Origin of the sequence: Rhizobium phaseoli, assembly GCF_003985125.1 — a bacterium.
Classification (GTDB): Bacteria; Pseudomonadota; Alphaproteobacteria; order Rhizobiales; family Rhizobiaceae; genus Rhizobium; species Rhizobium phaseoli.
Window position 1 is genome coordinate 100,092 of sequence record NZ_ML133582.1, and the last position, 23,206, is coordinate 123,297.

Here is a 23,206-nt window from a genome sequence, read left to right on the forward strand (position 1 = left end):
GGCAACGCCGCGCCGGTGAGCGCGGCCTTGCCCGACAGTCTATTCCTTGCCTGTCGCAGCGGCCGCTGTCGCGGCTTCCGCCTCGTTCAACGCCTCGGCACATTCCTGGCAGCAGACCTCGACGGTCTTGCCGCCAAGCTTGACGGTGATGGTCTCCGCGCCGAGTTCGCAGTCGCAGGCAGCGCATGTGGTCTTCTTCATAAGATGCTCCTCCGGTTGATCGTCCCCGGATCGGGACAGGCCGATAAGATCATCGAAGGCCGCATCGGCGCTGTCGAAATCTTTAGCGATTCCTGTCGGTCTTACCGGCGCCGTAGTTGCGCCGAGCGCTGGAATTCCGCCGGCGTCTGCCCGAAGGCCTGCTTGAAGGAGGCGCTGAAATGGCTGTGGCTGGAAAAGCCGAGGTCGAGGCCGAGGGCGGTCAGATCCTCATACTGGCCGAGCAGATCAAGTGCGCGGGCCAGCCTCAGCCGCAGCTGATAGCGGTAAAGCGGCGTCGCCTCGACCTGCTGGAAGACCTGGGTGAGATAAACGGGCGAGACGCCAACCTCGGAGGCGATTTCCGACAGTGTCCAGCGCCGTGCGAGATCGGAGGAAAGCACCAGCTTTGCCCGGTCGACGAGTTTCTGCCGGCCGGCGCTGGCCCCGGCCGCATGCGATGTGCGTTCGCCGAGCGAACGGCGCACCAGCGTCAGCGCCAACGTTTCCGCCTCCAGCGTTTCGGCGACGTTGCGCCTGAGCCCGTGACGCAGCAGAGCGACCAGCGCCTGCGCGCGCGGATCGATCCGCCGGCGCTGGCGGCGGAATGAAAGGGCCGGGCCTTGCTGCACCTGGTCCTGCGGCGCGAGCTCTTCGAGCAGGGATTCGTCGATCGCCAGATCGATGCAGGCGTCGCCGCCTTCGATCGGGTGGCTGATCCGATAGCCCTGGCCGGCATTGAAGAACAGCATCTGATTGGCCTCGGCCACCGTATCGCTGCGGCCGACATGTCGCATGAAGACGCCGCGATAGGGATAGACGAGGCTCGTCTTGTGCGCGCATTCTTCGTCGCTTCTGTGGCGGCACTCGCCATTGCAGACGACGTCACGAATGGCGACGGTCTTCGTTTTCAGGAGCAATGCTGTCGAAAACTGCGACATCTTATTTTCCCAGCCGGACAGGCCGCCGGCGAGGCGACCCGCGGCACAGTATCACAACTGATGCCTGTGTTCAGATGCGGCTGTAGACGTGAACGTCGCTTTCCGTCTGCCCGCGGGAAAGGCCGATATCCTTCAGCTGGGCGTCGGAAAGTTCCATCAGCGCATTGCGGTTGCGCCTTTCGCCGATCTTGCGCGCCAGCCAGTGGACGGCCGCAATTGCGGCAGGCAAGAGGCCGGGCCGCATAGGACGCGAAGAGCGCATGTTGCGGGCCGGTATCGTGATATTCGAGCTGTGCATGATGATCCTCCATCCTTGTTGGATGGAGGCAGTGAACCATCAGCGGCGGCTTGGCGCTGTCAGATTATTTAGCGATTCGCAGTCGCGCTTACGCTTTCAGCAGCCATTCGTGCTCGGCGGCATTGTGGAATTTCCAGATCCGCTTCGGCCCCGCCATGACATTCAGGTAGTAGAGATCGTAGCCGTGCGTTGCCGCGCAGGGATGGTAGCCCTTCGGCACCAGCGTCACGTCGCCGTCCTCGATCGCCATCGCTTCGTCGAGCGAGCGATCGTCGGTATAGACGCGCTGGAAACCGAAACCCTGCGGCGGGTTGAGGCGATGGTAATAGGTCTCTTCCAGGAAGCTCTCGTTCGGCAGGTCGTCTTGGTCGTGCTTGTGCGGCGGATAGGAGGAGGTATGGCCGCCGGGCGTGATCACTTCGACGACGAGCAGCGAATGCGCCGAGTTGTCGTCCTCAGGCATGATATTGTTGACGTAGCGGACATTCGTACCCTTGCCGCGCGTGACCTGCGGATGCGTGCCCGGCGGAATTGCTTTCGCTTCATAGGTGCCGCCGCCGGGCGCGGAGCAGACGGCGAGCTCGAGATCGGTCTCCGCCGTCACCGACCACGTCGATTCCATCGGGATGTAAAGCGCGTGCGGCGCGCCTTCGAAGGGGCTCATGCGGCCGCCGAGCATGCCGAAATCCTTCGTCCCGGCCGAGGCCTTGCCCTTGCCGGTCACCCAGACGAGGCATACTTCGCGATCGCCGGTCTCTCCCGAAACCGTCTCGCCCGGCGTCAAGCGATGCAGATCGAAGCCGACATAGGTCCAGCCGGCGCTTTCAGGCGTGACATGCGTGACGCGGCCATGCGTGCCGGATGGTTTCACCTTGAGGTTTGGCATTGGTGTTTCTCCTCGTAACGTTAGCAGGCGCGGCCCCCTCATCCGGCTGCCGCCACCTTCTCCCCGAGGGGAGAAGCGATGTGCCGTGCCGTCTCTATTCCCCCTTCGCCCCATAGGGGGTCCGAAGGACGGGTTGAGACCCGTGGCTCAACCCAGGTCGGTGCCCGAAGGGCGGATGAGGGCGCGCCTTGCTCCAGCAGTTCTGCTTCACTATCCCTTCGGGAAACCTTCGGTTTCCACCGTATAACCCGCCGCCGTCATCACGCGCATCAGTTTCGCATGGCCGATCTCGGCCATCTTCTGCGGCGGCGCCTTGCGTGGATCCTGCTCGGCTTCGACGACGAACCAGCCCTCATAGCCGTGGTCGGCAAAACGCTGGACGATGGCGCCGAAATCGAGCGAACCGTCGCCCGGCACCGTGAATGCGCCGAGCGCCACTGCGTCGAGGAAGGACTGCCGGCTGCGGTCGAGCCCGTCCACCACAGCTTTGCGGATGTCCTTGACATGGACATGGTTGATGCGGGCATAATGATTGTCGATGGCACGCAGCACGTCGCCGCCGGCAAAAGCCAGATGCCCAGCATCGAGCAGCAGCGGAATGCCTGCGCCGGAAGAGCGCATGAAGGCGTCGAGTTCCGGCTCGGTTTCGACGACGGCGGCCATGTGATGGTGATAGGAGAGCGGCATGCCCTGCTCGGCGCACCATTCGCCGAACTCGGTGACACGGCGCCCATAGGCCTTCATCTCGTCGTCGGCAAGGCGCGGCTTGGTGGCGAGCGGCTTGGAGCGATCGCCCTGGATCGAACGGCCGACTTCACCATAGACGATGCAGGGCGCATTGACCGCCTTGAACAGCTCGATCATCGGCGCGATGCGGTCCTTGTTGGCCGCAAGCTCCTCGACAACAAGCGTGCCGGAGAACCAGCCGCCGCACAGCGTCACGTCGGCAGCGCGCAGAATGGGTAGCATCTCTTCCGGGTTGCTCGGGAAACGGCGGCCTTGCTCCATGCCGGTAAAGCCGGCGCTGCGCGACTGCCGCAGGCATTCCTCCAGGGACACATCGTCGCTGAGGTCAGGAAGGTCGTCGTTCCACCAGGCGATGGGCGACATGCCGAGTTTGGCCTTCATCATATTCTCCTTGAAAATAGCGCGGAGGAGCGGCCTCGCTCCTCCGGAAAATGACAGCAGTAATTTAGCCGATGCGCTGGGCGGCGCGCGCTTCGATATAACCCTTGCGCGCTTTATTGACCTCTTCGCGCGGGCTGACCTCGGGCACCGCGACATCCCACCAGTGGCCGCCGGCCTCCGTCGTGATCAGCGGGTCGGTATCGATAACGAAGACCGAGGTGCGGTCGTTCTTCTTCGAACTGGCGATCGCCTGCTCCAGCTCCGCGATCGAGCCGACCTTGACGGCGATGGCTCCCATGCTTTCGGCATGCGCGCGGAAATCGATCTCCGGCATCACCTCATGATAGGAGTCCTTCAGCAGATTGTTGAAGTTGGCGCCGCCTGTTCCCATCTGCAGCCGGTTGATGCAGCCATAGCCGCGATTGTCGAGCACGACGATGTTGAGCTTGAGGCCGAGCATCACCGAGGTCGCAATCTCCGAATTCATCATCATGTAGGAGCCGTCACCGACCATGACGACGACATCCCGTTCGGGACGCGCCATCTTGGCGCCGAGGCCGCCGGCGATCTCGTAACCCATGCAGGAAAAGCCGTATTCCATGTGATAGCTGCCCGGCGCGGTCGCCGGCCACAGCTTGTGCAATTCGCCGGGCAGGCCGCCGGCGGCGCAAAGCAGCGTCGTGTTCTCGCCGCCGATCGTGCGCACCACCGCGCCGATCACCTGCGCGTCGGAGGGCAGGGCGGCATTGGTCGTCGCCATTGCCTTTTCCGCAGCGTCCATCCACACCTTCTTCTCAGCCGCGGCCTTTTCGGCCAGCGTCGCCGGCGCCTTCCAACCGGAAAGGCCAGCCGACAGCGCCTTCAGCCCTTCGCGGGCATCGGCGACAAGAGGATGGCTGTCATGCTTCACCGCGTCATAGGCAGCGATATTGAGGCCGATCATCTTGAGGCTGTCGTTCTTGAACAGCGCCCAGGAGCCGGTGGTGAAATCCTGGCAGCGTGTGCCGACGGCGATGACGAGGTCCGTCTCTTCGGCGATCGCATTCGCTGCCGATGTGCCGGTGACGCCGACCGAGCCGAGCGCCAGCGGCAGGGTTTCGTCGATCGACGACTTGCCGGCCTGGGTGACGACGACGGGAATGGCGTGGGCCTCGGCAAAGGCGGCAAGTTCCTTCGTCGCCTGCGAATAAAGCACGCCGCCGCCGGCAACGATCATCGGCTTCTGCGAGGCTTTAATCAGCGCGATGGCATTGGCGAGTTCATCCGCATCCGGTTGCGGCCGGCGGGTCGTCCAGACCTTTTCCTCAAACAGGCTCTGCGGATAATCGAAGGCTTCCGCCTGAACATCCTGGCAGAGCGACAAAGTCACCGGACCGCAATCCAACGGGTCCGTCAGCACCTGCATGGCGCGCTTCAGCGCCGAAATGATCTGCTCCGGCCGGGTGATGCGGTCGAAATAGCGCGAAACCGGACGGAAGGCGTCATTGGCCGAGACCGTGCCGTCGCCGAAATCCTCGATCTGCTGCAGCACCGGATCCGGCGCGCGATTGGCGAAGACGTCGCCCGGCAGGAAGAGAACGGGAATGCGGTTGACATGCGCCACACCGGCAGCCGTCACCATGTTCAGTGCGCCGGGACCGATCGAGGTGGTGCAGGCCATGAAACGCGTGCGGAAATTCGCCTTGGCATAGGCGATCGCGGCATGCGCCATGCCCTGTTCGTTATGGGCGCGATAGGTCGTCAGTTCGCCACGTACCTGATAGAGGGCCTCGCCGATGCCGGCGACGTTGCCGTGACCGAAGATTGCCCAGACGCCGCCGAAGATCGGCACTTTCTTGCCGTCGACGATCGTCATCTGCTTTTTGAGGAAATGCGCGACGGCCTGCGCCATCGTCAACCGGATCGTCTTGCCCATCGGGGCCTCCCGAAGTTTAAACTCTCTGTCTGTTTTCCCCTCCCCAACCTTTTCCCACAAGGGGGAGGGGCTAATCTTCGGGCTCTTTTCGCTCTCGCCGCAACGTCTCGTTTGAGTCCACTTTGGCGTGAGGCGATGCCTCAAGTTAAGTCCCTCCCCCTTGTGGGGAGGGGTTGGGGAGGGATTTAATTCTCAGTGAAGCCCGCGCGTCTTCAGCCAGGCCTCTGTCAGCTGCCGGAAGCGGCCGGCCATGTCGGCGATCGCTTCCTCGTCGTTCATGGCGCCCGAAAGCCAGGCGCGCGCCGCGTCGGCAAAGATCGTCCGGCCGACGGCAAAGCCCTTCACGGAAGGGGCCGCCAGCGTCGCTTGGAAGCAGGAGATCAGCTCCTCGGCGGGCGCCTCGAGCCCGAGCAGCACGATACCGCGGCACCATGGATCATTTTTGGCGATGACGGCATCGATCTTCTTCCAGGCTTCGCCGGAAGCTTGCGGCTCCAGCTTCCACCAGTCCGGCTTGATGCCGAGCGCATAAAGCTCTTCGAGCGCGGTCGCGATCGTATCGTCGGTAAGCGGTCCGTTCTTGCCGGCGATGATCTCCACCAGCAGCTCGCGGCCGACCTTGCGTGCGGCTTCGAACAGCGTGCGCAGTTTCTCCTGCTGCTCGCTCTTCAATTCGGCCGGATCGTCGGGATGATAGAAGCACAGGCACTTGATGCAATGGCCGAGCGGCCATTCCACAAGCTGGGAGCCGATATCCTGGCTGAATTCGAAGCGCAGCGGCTTCGAGCCCGGCAGTTCCACCGGCCGGCCGATCCAGGAGAAATTCTTCGTCGCCGCATCGAAGAAAGCGTCGCGGCCGAAACGTTCGTCGATCAGCATGCCGTAGCCGTCGCGGCCGTCCGAAACTCGCGCTGCCGCCGAGACCGCCAGCCGCTTGAAGGCGACGATCTTCTCATGTCCGACGCCGAGCTCGTCGGCGACGCTGACGAGCTGCGAACGGTGGTCGATCGCCAGCGCCATCAGCAGCGGAATTTCGCCGCGCCGGGTCGATGCCCAGTGGATATGGTTGATTGCCTCGTCCTTGCGCAGCGCCCGATGTTTGCTGCCGGTCTTCAGGAAGTAGTCGAGTTCCGCCCAGGTCGGATATTCCGGCGAACACAGCAGGCGGGACACGGCGAAGGCGCCGCAGGCATTGGCCCAGGTGGCGCAGGTCTTCAGCGGCTCGTCGCGCAGGAAGCCGCGCAGGAAGCCGGACATGAAGGCATCGCCGGCGCCGAGCACGTTGAACACCTCGATCGGGAAACCCTGGCCGACGATGCCGGCTTCGAGGTCGTCGGCAATCGGGCCGTCATAGACGATGCAGCCCATGGCGCCGCGCTTCAGCACGATCGTCGCCGGCGTCAGGCGGCGAATCTCCTTCAGCGCGCCGAGCACGTCGTCGGCGCCGGAAGCGATCAGGATTTCCTCTTCAGTGCCGACGATGAGATCGCAATCGGGCAACGTCTCCTTCATCTTCGAAGAGACACGATCGGATTTCACATAGCGCTCGAAGCCTTCGGCATGGCCGGCAAGGCCCCAGAGGTTCGGCCGGTAGTCGATGTCGAAGATCACCTTGCGGCCGTTCGCCTTGGCGATGCGGATCGCCTTGCGCTGCGCGGCCTCGGTATTCGGCCGGGAGAAATGCGTGCCGGACACGAGAACAGCGCGCGACGACTTAATGAAATTCTCGTCGATATCGCCTTCATCGAGCGCCATGTCGGCGCAGTCGGAGCGATAAAAGATCATCGGCGACACGCCCTCGGCCTCGACCGCCAGCAGCACCAGCGCCGTCAGCCGCTCCTTGTCGGTGATGATGCCGTCGGTCGCCACACCTTCGCGCGCCGCCTGCTCGCGGATGAAGCGTCCCATCTGCTCGTCACCGACGCGGGTGATGAGTCCGGATTTGAGGCCGAGCCGCGCCGTGCCGATGGCGATGTTGGATGGGCAGCCGCCGACCGACTTGGCGAAGGAGGCGATATCCTCCAGTCGTGACCCGATCTGCTGGCCGTAAAGATCGACCGAGGAACGGCCGATCGTGATTACATCAAGCGCCGGCTCCGGCTGTGAACCCGGATTCGATTGTACCATGATGTCCTCCCGCTAGATTTTGCGCGGCTTCCAGTGCCTGCGAATTTTCAATAATGAAACATTGGTTCCGATATTTTGTCAATTCGGAATGTTTATTCCATTTTCGCTTTTCCCGCTTTTGCGTGCTGGCGCTTGCGCCGGCGCTCGGCGATGGCCACCGGCAGCGCCATGGTGAGCGCCATCGAGGCCGACAGCGAGCGGAAGCCGGCGAAGTCGGCCTCCGCCACCTCGAACCAGTGCGTGGCGCAGGCGGCAAGCGGCGAAAAGGCCGAATCGGTGATGGCGATGATCGGGACGCCGCGGTCGGCAAGCTCCTGGCTCTGGCTAAGGCTGTCGGCCGCGTAAGGCGAGAAACTCGCCGCGATCGCCGCATCCTTCGGCGTTGCGAACTGCACCATTTCAGGGTCGACCCCGTTCGGGGAGGCGACGATCTGATGGCGGATGTTGAGCTTGGAAAAAGCATAGGTCATATGCGCCGTCAGCGGGTAGGAACGCCGTTTGGCGATCAGATAGATCGTTTCGGCGGCGGCCAGGATGTCCACCGCTTTCGTGAACGTATCACTCTGCACCGTCGCCGCCAGCCTGTTCACCGACTGGCTTGCCGCGGCGATAAAGCCGGAAAGCAGATTGGCGTCCTCGTCGTCGCCGCTCGCCTGCTCCAGCGTGACGAGCCGTTCTTCATAACTCAAAGTCCGGTCGCGCAACCTTTCGCGGAAGATGCTCTGCAGATCGGAAAAGCCTTCATAGCCCAGATGGTGAGCCAGGCGAACCAGCGTCGAGGGCTGGACGTCGGAGGCCGCGGCGATGCTCGCCGTCGTGCCGAAGGCGATTTCGTCGGGATTACCGAGCGCGAAGGCAGCGACCTGCGCCAGCCGCTTCGGCATATTAGCCTTGCGCTCGATGATGGTGCTGCGCAGGCTTTCGAAATCGCGCGGCACACGCGCCTGCCTCTGGGGGTCGTTATCCATGCTTGCGGCTCACGGGATGAAACAAATATTCCATATTGTCGAGCATAGACGATTTCAAACGACACGCCTAATTGTTTTTAATCGCCTGTAATTCAAGGCTTTTAAACAGTTTGTCCGGGAAGGGATGCGGAAATGCCGGTAAACGGTCTCTTGTCAAAATGATCCAAATATTCCAAAAATCCGCGCGCAGTCCTGGAGGAGACGGAAATGAAGCCACTTGGCATCGGTTTGATCGGCACGGGTTATATGGGCAAGTGCCATGCGCTGGCATGGAATGCGGTGAAGACCGTGTTCGGCGATGTCGAGCGTCCGCGGCTCGTGCATCTGGCAGAAGCCAATGCCGGGCTTGCTGAAGCGCGCGCCTCCGAATTCGGCTTCGAGAAGGCAACCGCCGACTGGCGGGCGCTGATCGCCGACCCGGAGGTCGACGTCGTTTCCGTCACCACGCCCAATCACTTCCACGCCGAGATGGCGATTGCAGCCCTCGAAGCCGGCAAGCATGTCTGGTGCGAAAAGCCGATGGCACCGGCCTATGCCGATGCCGAGCGCATGCTGGAAACGGCGGAGCGCTCCGGCAAGGTTGCCGTCCTTGGCTATAATTATATCCAGAACCCGGTGATGCAGCACATTAGGACGCTCCTCGGCGAGGGCGCCATCGGGACGGTCAATCATGTCCGCGTCGAAATGGACGAGGACTTCATGGCCGATCCCGACGTCTTCTTTTATTGGAAGAGCGAGCTTGCCGCGGGTTATGGGGCGCTTGACGATTTCGCCGTGCATCCGCTGTCGCTGCTCTGGTATCTTTTCGGCCACGTCGAGGCCGTCATCACGGACATGGCGAAACCCTATGCCGACCGTCCGCTCAGCGCCGGCGGTCGCCGTGCCGTCGAAAATCACGACGCTGCCAACGTGCTGATGCGGCTTGGCGGCGGCATCTCCGCCGTATTGATGGCCAATCGCGCCGCCTGGGGACGCAAGGGCCGCATCGCCCTGCAGGTTTACGGCTCGAAAGGCTCGATCCTTTACGATCAGGAGCGGATGAACGAATTCGAGCTCTATCAGGCGGAGGGACGTGGCTCCGAACAGGGTTTTCGCAAGATACTGGCGGCACCCGCCCATCGGCCGTATGATCGGTTCATTCCGGCGCCTGGCCATGGCCTCGGTTTCAATGATCTCAAGATCATCGAATGCCGCGAGCTGATCCGGGCGATTTCAGGCGAGCCGTCGTCGATCGTGACATTTAAAGACGGTCTCAGGATAGAGAAGTCGGTGCATGCCATGGCACAGTCCTTCCACGAGCGTCGCTGGATCGAAATCGGCTGAATGTAAGAAGCCGCTTTCCGTTGACGGCGCTCCGGGCAGGGGATAGGCCTTGACGTGGTTGTCGGGCGCAGTTTCGGGAGTGAGATCGTGACGGATAGAGTGGTGATCATTGGCGCGGGGCAGGCCGGTTTCGCATTGGCGGCCAAGCTGCGGGCATTGAAGGATACGCGCCCGATCACTCTTATCGGCGCCGAGGATGTGGCGCCCTATCAGCGTCCGCCGCTTTCGAAGAAATATCTGCTCGGCGAAATGAGCTTCGACCGCCTGCTGTTCCGCCCGGAGCATTGGTATCCCGACAACGATGTCGATCTTCGTGTTTCGACCTGGGCCGAACAGATCCAGCGGGATAGCAAGCAGGTCTTGCTGCAGGACGGCTCCGTTCTCGACTACGGCACGCTGGTGCTCGCCACCGGTTCGACGCCGCGCCGGCTGCCGGCGGCAATCGGCGGCGATCTCGAAGGTGTCTATGTCGCCCGCGACAAGCGCGATGCCGATCTGCTCGCCGACGAAATGCGCCCCGGCCGCCGTGTCCTCATTATCGGCGGCGGTTATATCGGCCTCGAGGCGGCGGCCGTTGCCCGCCATCGCGGCCTTGAGGTCACCGTCATCGAGATGGCCGACCGTATCCTGCAGCGCGTTGCGGCAAAGGAGACGGCCGACATCATGCGCGGGATCCATGAAGGCCACGACGTGGTGATTCGCGAGAAGACCGGGCTCAAACATCTGATCGGCAGGGATGGCCGTGTTTCCGGCGCCGCTCTTTCCGACGGCTCGGTCATCGACGTCGATTTCGTCGTCGTTGGCATCGGCGTGGTGCCGAATGATCAGCTTGCCAAGGAAGCCGGCCTCGAAGTCGCCAACGGCATCATCGTCGACGAATTCGCCCGCACCTCCGATTCGGCGATTTTTGCGGCTGGCGATTGCGCGGCCCTGCCGTGGCAAGGCGGCCGCATCCGGCTCGAATCGGTACAGAATGCCGTCGACCAGGCGGAAGCAGCGGCAGCCGTCATCGCCGGCGGCAGCGAGCCATATGAACCGAAGCCGTGGTTCTGGTCCGACCAATATGACGTCAAACTGCAGATCGCCGGCTTCAATCTCGGTTATGACGATACGTTGCTGCGTCCCGGCGCCCGTGAAGGCGCCCATTCGGTCTGGTATTTCAGGGAAGGCCGGCTGATCGCCGTCGACGCGATCAACGACGCGAAAGCCTATGTGACCGGCAAGAAACTGCTGGAATCCGGAACCAACCCCGACCGATCGATTCTCGCCGACCCCTCCGCCGATCTCAAAAGCCTGCTGAGCTGAGCCGGCATTCGGTTATCGCCTATGCAGCGACGCGAATGCGGCCGCATGGCCGCTATACGTTTCGCGATTAGGCACAAGGACTCGAAAAACGATGGTGCTCTCCCTGAGCACTTGGCGGTCGAGCGTGGTCTCGTATTGAAGAGATGCGCAATGCCCCCGTTGCCCACTCGGTCGAAATGCCGGGCGCTGCATTTCTTCTGATGAAAACTCAAAAAACCCTTGCATTCACAGACCGGTCACCATAGTTAGGCCGCACCGGAGAGGTGGCCGAGTGGTCGAAGGCGCTCCCCTGCTAAGGGAGTATACGTCAAAAGCGTATCGTGGGTTCGAATCCCATCTTCTCCGCCATTTCGATTTCCACAGCGCGTGTCGTGTCTTACCCTCCGACGGGGAATTTTGGTCGCTTGGTCGGCTAAGCCTCGCAGTCGCGCGGTCGACAAATCTCTTCCCTGCGAAAAGAGAGAATCGCCGGCGGGAATCACTTGTCGCGTTCTGTCCTTGGCGGCCGGCGAAAGCGGATCGGTGAACGGCCGGTTACGCTTCCGGGGACCCGGATGCCTCCCGCAACAATCGGATTTCGTCAGAAAAGCGTCGCAAATGTGTCGAAATGCGCATGTCCAGCGCGTTGTCGAGCTCGCCTAAGCGCCCGCAAAATCACGCTTTTCTTAACAAACTATAAAGGAAATCGGGGCCGGTTGGCCGACTTGTGTCCTTTCAGCAACAGAATGCGGGGAAGGCGCCTTCAAACCCCTCATTGGAGCAAGTTGGTGATTGCGTGACGGCCGCCGTCTTGTATTTTCACCCTCGGAAGCAAGGGCGACGGATCGTCCACTTCTTGAAACACGGGGATGGGGCAGGGAACGCTGCTCAGCGAAAGATCCCAAACCCGATCGAAACTTTGAATTGGAGGTCATTTATGAACATCAAGAGCCTTCTTCTCGGCTCCGCTGCTGCTCTCGCAGTAGTTTCCGGTGCTCAGGCTGCTGACGCTATCGTTGCTGCCGAGCCGGAACCGGTTGAATATGTTCGCGTCTGCGACGCTTACGGCACCGGCTACTTCTACATCCCCGGCACCGAAACCTGCCTCAAGATCGAAGGCTACATCCGTTTCCAGGTCAACGTTGGCGAAGATGTCGGCGGCGATTCGGACTGGGATGCCGTCACCCGCGGTCAGGTTCAGTTCACGGCCAAGAGCGACACCGAGTACGGTCCGCTGACCGGCGTCATCGTCATGCAGTTCAATGCTGACAACGCCACCGACCAGGAAGCCAAGCTCGACTCCGCTTACCTCGACGTCGCGGGCTTCCGCGCCGGTCTGTTCTACAGCTGGTGGGACGATGGCCTCTCGGGCGAAACCGACGATATCGGTTCTCCGGTCACGCTGCATAACTCGATCCGTTATCAGTACGAAACCGGTGACTTCTACGCTGGCATCAGCGTCGACGAACTGGAAGACGGCCCGTTCTATGACGGCGAAACCCCGAACAATGTCGGCGTTGCAGTCGGTCTCGGTGGCAAGGCTGGTGCCTTCAGCTACCAGATCACCGCTGGTTACGACGTTGACAACGAAGAAGGCGCCGTTCGCGCAATGGGTACGGTTGAAATCGGCCCCGGTACGCTCGGCCTCGCTGCCGTCTACTCCACTGGCCCGAACGCCTACTACAACGCGGCTGAGTGGGCTGTCGCTGCCGAATATGCGATCAAGGCAACCGACAAGCTGAAGATCACCCCCGGCGTTCAGTACTACGGCAACTACGGCGTAGTTAACCCGACGACCGATGCTGACTTCTCGGACAACGATGCCTGGAAGGTCGGTCTGACGGTTGATTACCAGATCGTCGACAACTTCTACGCCAAGGCTTCGGTTCAGTACCTCGATCCGGATGATGGCGACGACTCCACGACGGGCTACTTCCGCCTGCAGCGTTCGTTCTAATCTGATCTGGCTTCGGTCAATCAGGAAAGCCCGGCTCTCGAGCCGGGCTTTTTGTATTGGGCGGTTGTGTTCTCCCGGCGGCAGCACGCAAGGTTCGTAGCGCAAAAGCGCGCAGCGGTTTGGATGCCTAAGCGACTTAAAACGGTGGGAATGAAATCTGAAAGCTTTGCGCTGTCGACAGTTTATCGGCAGCCGGAGACAAAGGCTCGAATTGCCGTGGGGATATTGCCGAGATGGAGGAGGGGCGCATGGCCTTGCCCTCCGGCCGTCTGAAGTATCAATCCGGCATGCCGTCGCGCCATTTCCTCCACGGTCTCCCGCGAAAGCAGCGGTGAATTTTCACCGCGGATCAGCATCAGCGGCAAGCGGCTCAGGTTTTCGAATTGCTCCCAGAGATCGGGCAGAGGCTGACTGAAATCGATTGATCTCAGCGCCTCCGCAATCGCTGGATCGAAGTCGGCGGCCGGCTTCCCACCAATGTCGCGGTAAATCGCAAATGCCATCTCGCGCCAGTCTTCCTCAGCAAGGGCGGTAAACGAAGCACCGTGATTCTCCTGCAGTGTATCGGTCGCCTCCTTCCAGTCGGCCGGCTTCCTGCCACTGTTCAGGTAGTCGCGAATGAGTGCCAGCCCTCCGGCCTCGATTACAGGGCCGATGTCGTTCAGGATCACGGCTTCGAGAAGGTCCGGCCGTGTCGCTGCGATCAAATGCAGGATCAGCCCGCCCCGCGATGTGCCGATGAAAATCGCCCGCTCGACGCCGAATGCCGCGCAGGCGGCAATGACGTCGGCGGTTTCGACGGCGAGATTGTAATTGGCCTTGTTCTCGTCCCATGCGGAATTTCCGCGCCCGCGCGAATCGAGCGTGATCACCCGGCGGGGAGCTGTCTCGTCGCGGCGGAGAAGCAGCGCAAGCGGATGAAAATCCCGGCTATTGCGGGTCAGGCCGGGCAGGCAGATCACCGGTAGTCGTCCGGCGGTTGCCGCGCCCTCCGGCTGGTAGTCGCGGGCATAAAGCGTCAGCCCATCGGCAGAAGAATAATATCGTTCCTGGAAACCACCTGTAGCCATGTCCGTCATCGCATCCTCAAGGCCCGTCTGAGCCCGAAGATGTAGCCTGCTTTTGAAGCCGCGCCAAACGGCTTCAGGAGGCGCTGCGTCCGCCGATCAAATCGCGCTCGATATCCGTCGGCTGGCCGAGGCGAGCCTTGTAGACTTCGTAATTCTCCATCACCCGCTGCACGTAGTTGCGGGTCTCGGGGAAGGGGATGCGCTCGATCCAGTCGACGATCTCGTCGATCGACCGGCCGCGTGGATCGCCGTAGCGGCCGATCCATTCCGGCACCCGCTTCGGCCCGGCATTATAGGCGATGAAGGTGAGGATATAGGAGCCGCCGAAGGCCTCGATCTGCTCGCCGAGATAATGCGCGCCAAGCGTTGCGTTGTAGCCGGCATCGGCGGTCAGCTTGTCCTTCGAAAAAGTGATGTTGTGGCGCTTGGCCACCGCCTGGGCCGTGCCGGGCAGAAGCTGCAGCAGACCGCGCGCATTCGCTGCCGAAACGGCGGCCGGGTTGAAGGCGCTTTCCTGCCGGGCGATGGCATAGGCGAGCGCCTTGCCGGAGCCTGATATATTGGCATTCGCCGGGATCACCCCGACGGGAAAGGCAAGCGCTGCGACGTCGATGCCGCGGCCATAGGCGATCTTGCCGATCTGCAGCGACAGATGGTGATTGCCCGATTGCTCGGCCTGTGCGGCGAGGATCGCCAGCTCCCCCGGGCTCTGCAGCTGGTCGGCAAGCGCGAGATAGAGAATGTCGGCGCGCCATCCGTGACCTGCCGCCTCGAGCCGGGTGATCGCCTGCACGGCTTCGCGCGCCTGAAAGTTCTGGCGGTCGGTTGTGCTCGGCGAGGGATAGGTGACATTGAGCGTCTTCCGCCCCAGCTTTTCGGCCGCGAGCTGGCCGTAGAAGGTGCCGGGAAAATTCGCGGCCTTGCCGTAGAATTCGCCTGAATTGCCGGGGCCGCCGGCCTCGGCCGCCCGCCCGAGCCAATACCAGGCGCGCGACACCGAGATCGGTCCGTTCGACGTCGCCAGAATCTTGCGGAAATGTCTTTCCGCCGTTGTCGGGTCCTGCAGGCCGCGCAACGCATACCAGCCGGCATGGAACTCGGCTTCGACGATGTCGGTCGGGCTGGTTGCCGCGTAGTTTGCAACGATGCGATAGGCCGGTTTGAATTGCCCCTGATCGACGAGACCGCGGCTGACGATCCGCTGCTCGTTCCACCATTCGCCGGAATTGACGAGTTCGCCGGCTTCGCGCGGCATCTTCTCAAGAAGCGCTGCCGCCTCGGCATATTTGTCCTGCTTGCGCAGATATTCGATGCGGGCGAACAGCAGGCCGGCATCGCCGCGCCATCTCGCGTCGACACTATTGATGAGGGCGCCGGCATTGGCAACCTTGGCATCGACGGCAGCCCAGGCCTTGTAGAGCGATTGCGCCTCACCCATATCGCCGAACCGCTTGGCCTGCGCCACCCGGCCGCGATACATCAGGTAGTCCATCCGCGCCTTATGATCGGCCGGCGTCAGCAGGGCGGAAAATTCGACGAGGATCTTGTCTTCGGTCGGCTTGTCGAGCGCCTCCGAGCGCCAGAGCTTGCGGATATATTTGGCTGCCTGCGCCTGCTTGCCTGACGCAACCAGTGCCCGCCCGAGAATGACGGCGCCCTGCATGGTCTCGGGCGCGGTATCGCCGAAAGCGGCTAGCACGGAGGATGGGGCGGGGTTTTCATCGTAGAGCGCCCGTTCGGAATAGGCGCGCAGCCGCGAAAGGCCGGGCCATCCCTTGAGCTCCTGCGCTGCACTGGCGATCTCATAGGAGGGAACGCCCTTCAATCCGGACACGGCGATCGCCCAGGTGAGAATATGGCGGTCGAGCGTCCCCTCCCGCATGCTGTCGCGGATCGACAGGGCCTGTTGCGGATTCTTGGCGGTCAGCGCGTCGAGGCCGGTTTTCAGATCACTGGCGACAGGCGCGACGGCCGGATTGCGCGGGATGGCGCCGGTGGTCAGCGCTTCCGGTATCGATGTCTCGGGAACGAAGCCGATCGGCTTGATGTCAGCCGTCGGAAGGTTTTCGCCGGCAAGCGGCGACGCTACGCTGCGCCACGCGGCGGCAACAAAGCCGAAGGCGGTCAGAATCAGGACAGCTTTCTTCATCCGGGATCTCGCAACGAAAACACGCCCTACCCATTTGGCTGGAGGCATCTTAACGAAACCTTACGCTACCAGGTAAAATTCATTCACATCTGCTATCGGAATTTGCCCTAAACCGAACTCTCCGCGCTTGTCGCGATGATTTCGGCGCTCTATGGTGCGCAACTCTTAGTCATGGAATGCGGCCGAAGCAAGGATTTGGTCGTGAGGAGCTTCGCATGTTCAATGGGTCCATTCCCGCCCTCGTTACCCCCTTCACCGATGCCGGACTGATCGACGAAAACAGCTTCGCCGCCCATGTCGACTGGCAGATCAAGGAAGGCAGCGGCGGTCTCGTTCCGGTCGGTACGACAGGCGAATCGCCGACGCTGTCGCATGCCGAACACAAGCGGGTAGTGGAACTTTGCATCGAAGTGGCCGCAAAACGCGTTCCCGTCATGGCCGGCGCCGGATCGAACAATACGCGTGAGGCGATCGAGCTTGCCCAGCATGCCGAAAAGGTCGGGGCCGACGCCGTGCTGGTGGTCACGCCCTATTACAACAAGCCGACGCAGAAGGGGCTGATCGCGCATTTTTCCGCGATCGCCGAGGCCGTCGCGCTGCCGATCTATATTTACAACATCCCCGGCCGTTCGGTGGTCGACATGACGCCGGAAACGATGGGCGCGCTTGTCAAGGCACACAGCAATATCGTCGGCGTCAAGGATGCGACGGGCAAGATCGAGCGCGTCTCCGAGCAGCGCATCACCTGCGGCAAGGACTTCCGGCAATTGTCCGGCGAGGACGCGACGGCGCTCGGCTTCAACGCCCATGGCGGAGTCGGCTGCATCTCGGTGACGGCCAATGTCGCCCCGCGCCTCTGCGCCGATTTTCAGGCGGCAACGCTGGCCGGCGAATACGCCCGTGCGCTGGAATATCAGGACCGGCTGATGCCACTGCACAAGGCGATCTTCCTTGAACCCGGACTCTGCGGCGCCAAATACGGCCTCTCCAAGCTCGGCCGCATGAGCCGCAACGTCCGCTCGCCGTTGCTGTCGACGCTGGAACCGGCAACCGAAGCAGCGATCGACGCTGCCATGCGTCACGCAGGGCTGCTCAACTGACGAGGCCGGCCGTCTTCACAAGGCCGGATCGTTCCCTTACATAAAGGGCAAGCAAGGAGGGCGCGCTTTTCGCGCGCCTCGAAGGGAATATCGTCATGGCCCCCAAAGGCAGCCAGCGCGTGGTGAACAAGGTCGTGGCCGAAAACCGCAAGGCCCGCTTCAACTACGAGATCATCGACACCTACGAGGCAGGTCTCGTGCTGAAGGGCACGGAGGTGAAGTCGCTGCGCGAAGGCAAGGCCAATATCGCTGAATCCTACGCATCGGACGAGGACGGCGAGATCTGGCTGATCAATTCCTACCTGCCGGAATATCTGCAGGCGAACCGTTTCAACCACGAACCGCGCCGGCGCCGCAAGCTCTTGCTGTCGGGCCGCGAGATTCATCGCCTGCGCTCAGCCGTCAACCGCGAAGGCATGACGCTAGTGCCGCTGAAGATCTATTTCAACGATCGGGGTCGGGCGAAGATGGAACTGGCGCTCGCCAAGGGCAAGAAGCTGCACGACAAGCGCGAATCCGAGAAGGAGCGCGATTGGAACCGCCAGAAGAGCCGCCTGTTGAAGGATAATGGCTGAGCGACCATGCCGCAGCTGATCGGCTCGCGGCGTTTTCGATCAGTTTTCGAAATCGCTGGCCGGAGCGACTTCGGCCGGACGCGGCGTCCGTTCCGATGGGTCGCGACCGATCTCAGCCTTCAGAGACAACAGATCGATGAAATGATCGGCCTGGCGGCGCAGGTCGTCGGCGATCATCGGCGGCTGGGTCGCCATCGTCGAGATCACCGAGACCTTGCGGCCTCTGCGCTGCAGCGCCTCGACCAGGTTGGTGAAGTCGCCGTCGCCGGAGAAGATGACGAGATGGTCGACGGTTTCGGATTGCTCCATGGCGTCGATCGCAAGCTCGATGTCCATGTTGCCCTTGATCTTCCGTCGGCCCATGGAATCGGTGAATTCCTTGGCAGGCTTGGTGACGACTTTGTAGCCGTTGTAATCGAGCCAGTCGATCAGAGGACGGATCGATGAATATTCCTGATCCTCGATCAGCGCCGTATAATAATAGGCGCGCAGGAGGTAGCCACGTTTCTGGAATGCTTTCAACAGCTTGCGGTAATCTATGTCGAAACCGAGGCTCTTGGATGCAGCGTAGAGGTTGGCGCCGTCAATAAAGAGTGCAATTTTTTCGCGTGGGTCAAACATCGCTTACCAATTCCTAATGAGAGAAATCGAAATTCGGATGGCGTCAAATTTCAATAAAAACAATGGCTTATTGTGATTTTTGATTTCATCCTTACTTTAATAAGTGTTCATATAAGAGAGATTTAGGGCACGATTCGTCATATTCCAAGCAACCTTCGGTGGAATTGTGACATTCCCCATGGAAATTTAGCTCAGCCCCGGATAAAGACGAGGGGAGCCGGAACGAAAAACTTGTATTTGCCCGGTTTTAATTGTATCGGGCGTGCTAATCCCGAAATGACGACCGTAAAGGACAGGCAATGGCCCGTGTCACAGTTGAAGATTGCATTGACAAGGTAGAGAACCGCTTCGAGCTGGTTCTGCTCGCCAGCCACCGCGCCCGGCTGATTTCCCAGGGTGCCTCGATCACCATCGATCGCGACAATGACAAGAACCCTGTCGTTGCCCTGCGCGAAATCGCCGACGAGACGCTTTCGCCCGACGATCTCAAGGAAGATCTGATCCATTCGCTGCAGAAGCATGTCGAAGTCGACGAGCCCGAGCCCGATCCGGCCAGCATGATCGCCGCCGGCGGTGTTGCCGCCGCCGACAGCGAGGAGCAGGACGACCTGCCGGAGACGATTACCTTCGACCAGATGTCGGAAGAAGAGCTGCTTGCCGGCATCGAGGGCCTGGTGCCGCCGGAAAAGAGCGACGATTATTAAGCGCTACGGCCGGATCCGATCCGGAAAAGAGCGACGATTACCAATCGTCAATCTTGCGCCTTTATTGCTTAGGCATATTATTGCCCATGTGTGCGCCAATCGTTGATTGGCGCGCTTTTATTTTTGTCGGAGTGGCTTTGGAATGATGCGGCAGTACGAGCTCGTGGAGCGGGTTCAGCAATACAAGCCCGATGCCAATGAAGCACTGCTGAACAAGGCCTATGTCTACGCCATGCAGAAACATGGCCAGCAAAAGCGCGCGAGCGGCGATCCCTATATTTCCCACCCGCTCGAGGTCGCCGCCATCCTCACCGACATGCATCTCGATGAATCGACGATCGCGGTTGCTCTTCTGCACGACACGATCGAGGATACGACGGCGACGCGGGCCGAGATCGATGAACTCTTCGGCGAGGATATCGGCCGTCTGGTCGAGGGCCTGACGAAGATCAAGAAGCTCGATCTCGTCACCAAGAAGGCCAAGCAGGCGGAGAACCTGCGCAAGCTGCTGCTCGCCATTTCTGACGATGTGCGCGTGCTGCTCGTCAAGCTTGCTGATCGCCTGCACAATATGCGCACCCTCGATCACATGTCGGCCGACAAGCGGGCCCGCATCTCCGAGGAGACGATGGAAATCTATGCGCCGCTTGCCGGCCGCATGGGCATGCAGGACATGCGCGAGGAACTGGAAGAGCTTTCCTTCCGGCACATGAATCCGGAGGCCTACGAAACCGTCACGAAAAGGCTGGAAGAGCTCTCCAAGCGCAACGAGGGGATCGTCAAGAAGATCGAGGCAGAGTTGCGCGACCTGCTGGTCGCCAGCGGCCTGACCAGCGCCTATGTCAAGGGCCGGCAGAAGAAGCCCTATTCGGTCTTCCGCAAGATGCAGTCGAAGTCGCTGTCCTTCGAGCAGCTTTCCGATGTCTACGGCTTCCGTCTGATCGTCGAGGACATTCCCTCCTGCTATCGTGCGCTCGGTATCGTCCATACGCGCTGGCGCGTCGTGCCCGGCCGCTTCAAGGACTATATCTCGACGCCGAAGCAGAACGACTACCGCTCGTTGCACACCACCATCGTCGGTCCCTCCAGCCAGCGCATCGAACTGCAGATCCGCACCAAGCGCATGCACGAGATCGCCGAATTCGGCATCGCCGCTCATACGCTCTACAAGGACGGCGCCAGCAATGCCGACGGCGACATCCTTTCGCGTGAATCCAATGCCTATTCCTGGCTGCGCCACACGATCGAGGCGCTCGCCGAAGGCGACAGCCCGGAAGAATTCCTCGAGCACACCAAGCTCGAGCTTTTCCAGGATCAGGTCTTCTGCTTCACGCCGAAGGGCAAGCTCATTGCGCTGCCGCGCGGCGCCACGCCGATCGACTTCGCCTATGCGGTGCACACCAATATCGGCGACACCACGGTCGGCGCCAAGATCAACGGCCGCATCATGCCGCTGGTGACGCGGCTGGCAAATGGCGACGAAGTCGAGATCATCCGCTCCGGCGTGCAGGTTCCGCCGGCCGCCTGGGAGGAGATCGTCGTCACCGGCAAGGCGCGCGCCGCCATCCGCCGCGCCACCCGCATGGCGATCCGCAAGCAATATGCCGGCCTCGGTCACCGCATTCTCGAGCGCACCTTCAACAGAGCCGGCAAGATCTTCTCGCGCGAGGCGATGAAGCCGGCGCTGCACCGTCTCGGCCAGAAGGATGTCGAGGATGCGATCGCCGCCGTCGGTCGCGGCGAGATGTCTTCGCTCGATGTGTTGCGCGCCGTCTATCCCGACCATCAGGACGAGCGCGTCACCGTCAAGCCTTCCGGCGACGACGGCTGGTTCAACGTCCGCAGCGCCGCCGGCATGATCTTCAAGATCCCCGGCAAGACCAAGGCCGGGGCCGATGGCAGCCATTCCGAACTCGATGCCGATGTCGATATCGGCCCGATCCGCGGTCTGTCCGGCAATGTCGACGTCAAGTTCGCCTCCACCGGCGCCGTGCCCGGCGACCGCATCGTCGGCATCATGGACCAGAGCAAGGGTATCACCATCTATCCGATCCAGTCGCCGAGCCTGCAGCGCTTCGATGATCAGCCCGACCGTTGGATCGACGTCCGCTGGGACCTCGACGAAGCCAACAAGTCGCGTTTCATGGCGCGCATCATGGTGAACGGATTGAACGAGCCCGGCACGCTTGCCAAGGTCGCCCAGACAGTTGCAAGCCTTGACGTCAATATCCGCCTGCTGAACACCGTAAGGGTGGCGGCCGATTTCACCGAAATGATGCTCGAGGTCGAGGTTTGGGATCTGCGTCAGCTCAATCAGCTGCTCGCCCAGATGAAGGAACTCGACTGCATCGCCACGGTCCGGCGTCTCTACGAGTAAGCCTTTGCTAGGATCTGATTGAGAGTTTGCACATTTTATGACCGTTTCAAGAGCGACGTCGCGCATTGAAGTGGCAATGTATGCACTGAGTGCATGGCTGTCTCCATGTTGCGGCGGTGGTAATCAACCTTTGCCGGGACTATCTTCTGATCGTCGAAAACGTAAACAGAAGATGAGACAAGGAAATGTTTGACCCTATCAGGAAAATCGCTCGCGCTCTTCGCGCTCCGACCACCCAGGAACGTGAAATGGCCTATCTGAATGGCTCGTTCGATCGTATCGATCTCGAGTTTCGTCAGCGCCAGGTCGACCGCGGTCTGTTCCGCAGCCGCTAATCGCGGATTTATACTTGGCTGAATGAGGGACGTTGCGTTACGAACGCCCCTCGGCATGAAGTCGCTGCTCTGCAGAGAGAATTGAGCGGCTGTTTTTCGGGTGGTATCATTTGCCGCTCTTGTCACGGTGCTGTGCGCTGCACTAAATAGCCGCCATGTTGTTTCGCCGTCGCAAGCCTGCGGGCTTCAAGGAAAAGATGCGGGAGCTTCTGTGGCCCCGAAAAGGTTTCCTTCGCCCGATCCGTTATCTGACAATGCGCATTCTGCGCCTGAGCGCTTCGCCGCATGCGGTTGCGGCCGGCGTTGCTGCGGGCGTCTTCGTCTCGTGGACGCCGTTTATCGGCGTGCATTTCGTCATGGCCTTCGTCATCAGCTATTTCCTCTCCGGCAACATGGTGGCCGCCGCCCTCGGTTGCGCCGCCTTCGGCAATCCGCTGACCTATCCCTTCATCTGGGGTATCACCTGGGAGATCGGCCATCTGCTGTTGAGCCGAGAGGATCATCTGGCGGGGCAGGCGGTGGATCTTGCCGCCCTGTTCCACAAGCTGAACTTCACCGAATTGTGGAAGCCGGTGCTGGAGCCGATGCTGATCGGCGCCCTTCCGCCGGGGGCCGTGACCTCCGTTGCGCTCTATGTGTTGACGTTCTACACCGTGAAGGGGTTTCAGACGCGCCGCCGCTCGCGCCTGATGGAGCGGGCCCGCCTGCGTCTGGCGGGGCCAGCCAGCGACATGCCGAGCGTATGAAACCCGTGCACAATGCTTAAGCGACGGAAGGGGCGGGCATGATCATCGGCATTGGCAGCGATCTGATCGACATTCGTCGTGTCGAGAAATCGATCGAGCGCTTCGGTGAGCGCTTCACCCATCGCTGTTTCACCGAAATCGAGCGCGCCCGTTCCGATCGCCGGGCAAATCGTGCCGAATCCTATGCCAAGCGTTTCGCCGCCAAGGAAGCCTGTTCCAAAGCGCTCGGCACGGGTCTTGCCCAAGGTGTCTTCTGGAAGGACATGGGTGTCGTCAACCTGCCGAGCGGCAAGCCGACCATGGTTCTGTCTGGGGGCGCCGCCGTGATCCTCGAATCGATGCTGCCCGCCGGCCACAGGGCCGCTATTCATTTGACAATAACCGATGATTATCCGTTGGCGCAGGCCTTCGTTATCATCGAGGCGTTGCCCGAGAGCCTCTGATCGTGACCTCGGGGGCGTTGATCGCCACCTCGGGGAGCGTTGATCGCGACCTCTCGTCGCT

The 23,206-nt window shown here is 61.3% G+C and carries 21 protein-coding genes and 1 tRNA gene; 11 read left to right on the forward strand and 11 right to left on the reverse strand.

What is annotated here, in order from left to right:
• Positions 1–39: 39 nt before the first annotated feature.
• The 8 genes from EFD56_RS32765 to EFD56_RS24330 all read right to left on the reverse strand — a co-directional run bounded on the left by EFD56_RS32765 (position 40) and on the right by EFD56_RS24330 (position 8,461).
• A complete protein-coding gene (locus EFD56_RS32765; RefSeq protein WP_164736865.1) occupies positions 40–201 on the reverse strand; it encodes a hypothetical protein in 162 nt (53 codons plus the stop codon).
• A 101-nt stretch (positions 202–302) separates the two neighbouring features.
• Complete coding sequence (locus EFD56_RS24300) at positions 303–1,139, reverse strand: helix-turn-helix transcriptional regulator (RefSeq protein ID WP_126906512.1); 837 nt, start codon at positions 1,137–1,139, stop codon at positions 303–305.
• Positions 1,140–1,209: 70 nt separating this feature from the next.
• A complete protein-coding gene (locus tag EFD56_RS24305) occupies positions 1,210–1,437 on the reverse strand; it encodes a DUF1127 domain-containing protein (protein WP_126906513.1) in 228 nt (75 codons plus the stop codon).
• Positions 1,438–1,525: 88 nt separating this feature from the next.
• A complete protein-coding gene (gene iolB / locus EFD56_RS24310) occupies positions 1,526–2,323 on the reverse strand; it encodes a 5-deoxy-glucuronate isomerase (protein WP_126906514.1) in 798 nt (265 codons plus the stop codon).
• 210 nt (positions 2,324–2,533) lie between these two features.
• Positions 2,534–3,451, reverse strand: coding sequence for a myo-inosose-2 dehydratase (gene iolE, locus EFD56_RS24315; protein WP_126906515.1), 918 nt, complete (start codon positions 3,449–3,451; stop codon positions 2,534–2,536).
• A 64-nt stretch (positions 3,452–3,515) separates the two neighbouring features.
• Positions 3,516–5,366, reverse strand: coding sequence for a 3D-(3,5/4)-trihydroxycyclohexane-1,2-dione acylhydrolase (decyclizing) (gene iolD, locus EFD56_RS24320; protein WP_126906516.1), 1,851 nt, complete (start codon positions 5,364–5,366; stop codon positions 3,516–3,518).
• 192 nt (positions 5,367–5,558) lie between these two features.
• Complete coding sequence (locus EFD56_RS24325) at positions 5,559–7,493, reverse strand: bifunctional 5-dehydro-2-deoxygluconokinase/5-dehydro-2-deoxyphosphogluconate aldolase (protein WP_064821708.1); 1,935 nt, start codon at positions 7,491–7,493, stop codon at positions 5,559–5,561.
• Between the two features lie 92 nt (positions 7,494–7,585).
• Positions 7,586–8,461, reverse strand: coding sequence for a MurR/RpiR family transcriptional regulator (locus tag EFD56_RS24330; RefSeq protein WP_037137754.1), 876 nt, complete (start codon positions 8,459–8,461; stop codon positions 7,586–7,588).
• 207 nt (positions 8,462–8,668) lie between these two features.
• Between EFD56_RS24330 and EFD56_RS24335 the strand changes: the two genes are divergently transcribed.
• From EFD56_RS24335 to EFD56_RS24350, 4 genes are all read left to right on the forward strand, one after another.
• On the forward strand, positions 8,669–9,784 hold the full coding sequence (locus EFD56_RS24335; protein ID WP_126906517.1) for a Gfo/Idh/MocA family protein: 1,116 nt from the start codon (positions 8,669–8,671) through the stop codon (positions 9,782–9,784).
• Between the two features lie 87 nt (positions 9,785–9,871).
• The gene (locus tag EFD56_RS24340) at positions 9,872–11,089 is read left to right on the forward strand and encodes an NAD(P)/FAD-dependent oxidoreductase (protein ID WP_037113843.1); all 1,218 of its coding nucleotides are present in this window, start codon (positions 9,872–9,874) and stop codon (positions 11,087–11,089) included.
• Positions 11,090–11,346: 257 nt separating this feature from the next.
• Positions 11,347–11,437, forward strand: a tRNA-Ser gene (locus EFD56_RS24345).
• Positions 11,438–12,005: 568 nt separating this feature from the next.
• On the forward strand, positions 12,006–13,025 hold the full coding sequence (locus tag EFD56_RS24350) for a porin (RefSeq protein ID WP_012483255.1): 1,020 nt from the start codon (positions 12,006–12,008) through the stop codon (positions 13,023–13,025).
• Between the two features lie 182 nt (positions 13,026–13,207).
• Here the strand turns inward: EFD56_RS24350 and EFD56_RS24355 are convergent, their stop codons facing one another.
• Both EFD56_RS24355 and EFD56_RS24360 read right to left on the reverse strand, forming a co-directional pair.
• Entirely contained in the window at positions 13,208–14,104 is an 897-nt protein-coding gene (locus EFD56_RS24355; protein ID WP_085742125.1) for an alpha/beta fold hydrolase, read from the reverse strand.
• A 64-nt stretch (positions 14,105–14,168) separates the two neighbouring features.
• The gene (locus EFD56_RS24360; protein ID WP_126906518.1) at positions 14,169–16,244 is read right to left on the reverse strand and encodes a lytic transglycosylase domain-containing protein; all 2,076 of its coding nucleotides are present in this window, start codon (positions 16,242–16,244) and stop codon (positions 14,169–14,171) included.
• Positions 16,245–16,459: 215 nt separating this feature from the next.
• Here EFD56_RS24360 and dapA point away from each other — a divergent pair, with 215 nt between their 5' ends.
• Both dapA and smpB read left to right on the forward strand, forming a co-directional pair.
• Complete coding sequence (gene dapA / locus EFD56_RS24365) at positions 16,460–17,344, forward strand: 4-hydroxy-tetrahydrodipicolinate synthase (RefSeq protein WP_012483258.1); 885 nt, start codon at positions 16,460–16,462, stop codon at positions 17,342–17,344.
• 95 nt (positions 17,345–17,439) lie between these two features.
• Positions 17,440–17,919, forward strand: a complete 480-nt coding sequence (smpB, locus tag EFD56_RS24370; RefSeq protein WP_004675044.1) for an SsrA-binding protein SmpB — start codon at positions 17,440–17,442, stop codon at positions 17,917–17,919.
• Between the two features lie 39 nt (positions 17,920–17,958).
• Here the strand turns inward: smpB and EFD56_RS24375 are convergent, their stop codons facing one another.
• Positions 17,959–18,540, reverse strand: coding sequence for a LabA-like NYN domain-containing protein (locus EFD56_RS24375; RefSeq protein WP_004675045.1), 582 nt, complete (start codon positions 18,538–18,540; stop codon positions 17,959–17,961).
• Between the two features lie 299 nt (positions 18,541–18,839).
• On the opposite strand from EFD56_RS24375, the gene rpoZ reads away from it, so the two are divergent.
• The 5 genes from rpoZ to acpS all read left to right on the forward strand — a co-directional run bounded on the left by rpoZ (position 18,840) and on the right by acpS (position 23,145).
• Entirely contained in the window at positions 18,840–19,244 is a 405-nt protein-coding gene (rpoZ, locus tag EFD56_RS24380) for a DNA-directed RNA polymerase subunit omega (protein WP_003574261.1), read from the forward strand.
• Between the two features lie 142 nt (positions 19,245–19,386).
• The gene (locus EFD56_RS24385) at positions 19,387–21,621 is read left to right on the forward strand and encodes a RelA/SpoT family protein (protein ID WP_126906519.1); all 2,235 of its coding nucleotides are present in this window, start codon (positions 19,387–19,389) and stop codon (positions 21,619–21,621) included.
• Between the two features lie 185 nt (positions 21,622–21,806).
• Positions 21,807–21,956 carry a DUF3563 family protein gene (locus tag EFD56_RS24390; protein ID WP_004675049.1) on the forward strand — a complete coding sequence of 50 codons (150 nt, stop codon included), beginning with the start codon at positions 21,807–21,809 and terminating at the stop codon, positions 21,954–21,956.
• A 155-nt stretch (positions 21,957–22,111) separates the two neighbouring features.
• Positions 22,112–22,702, forward strand: a complete 591-nt coding sequence (locus EFD56_RS24395; RefSeq protein ID WP_126906520.1) for a DUF2062 domain-containing protein — start codon at positions 22,112–22,114, stop codon at positions 22,700–22,702.
• Between the two features lie 38 nt (positions 22,703–22,740).
• Positions 22,741–23,145, forward strand: coding sequence for a holo-ACP synthase (gene acpS / locus EFD56_RS24400; protein ID WP_004675052.1), 405 nt, complete (start codon positions 22,741–22,743; stop codon positions 23,143–23,145).
• Positions 23,146–23,206 lie beyond the last annotated feature (61 nt).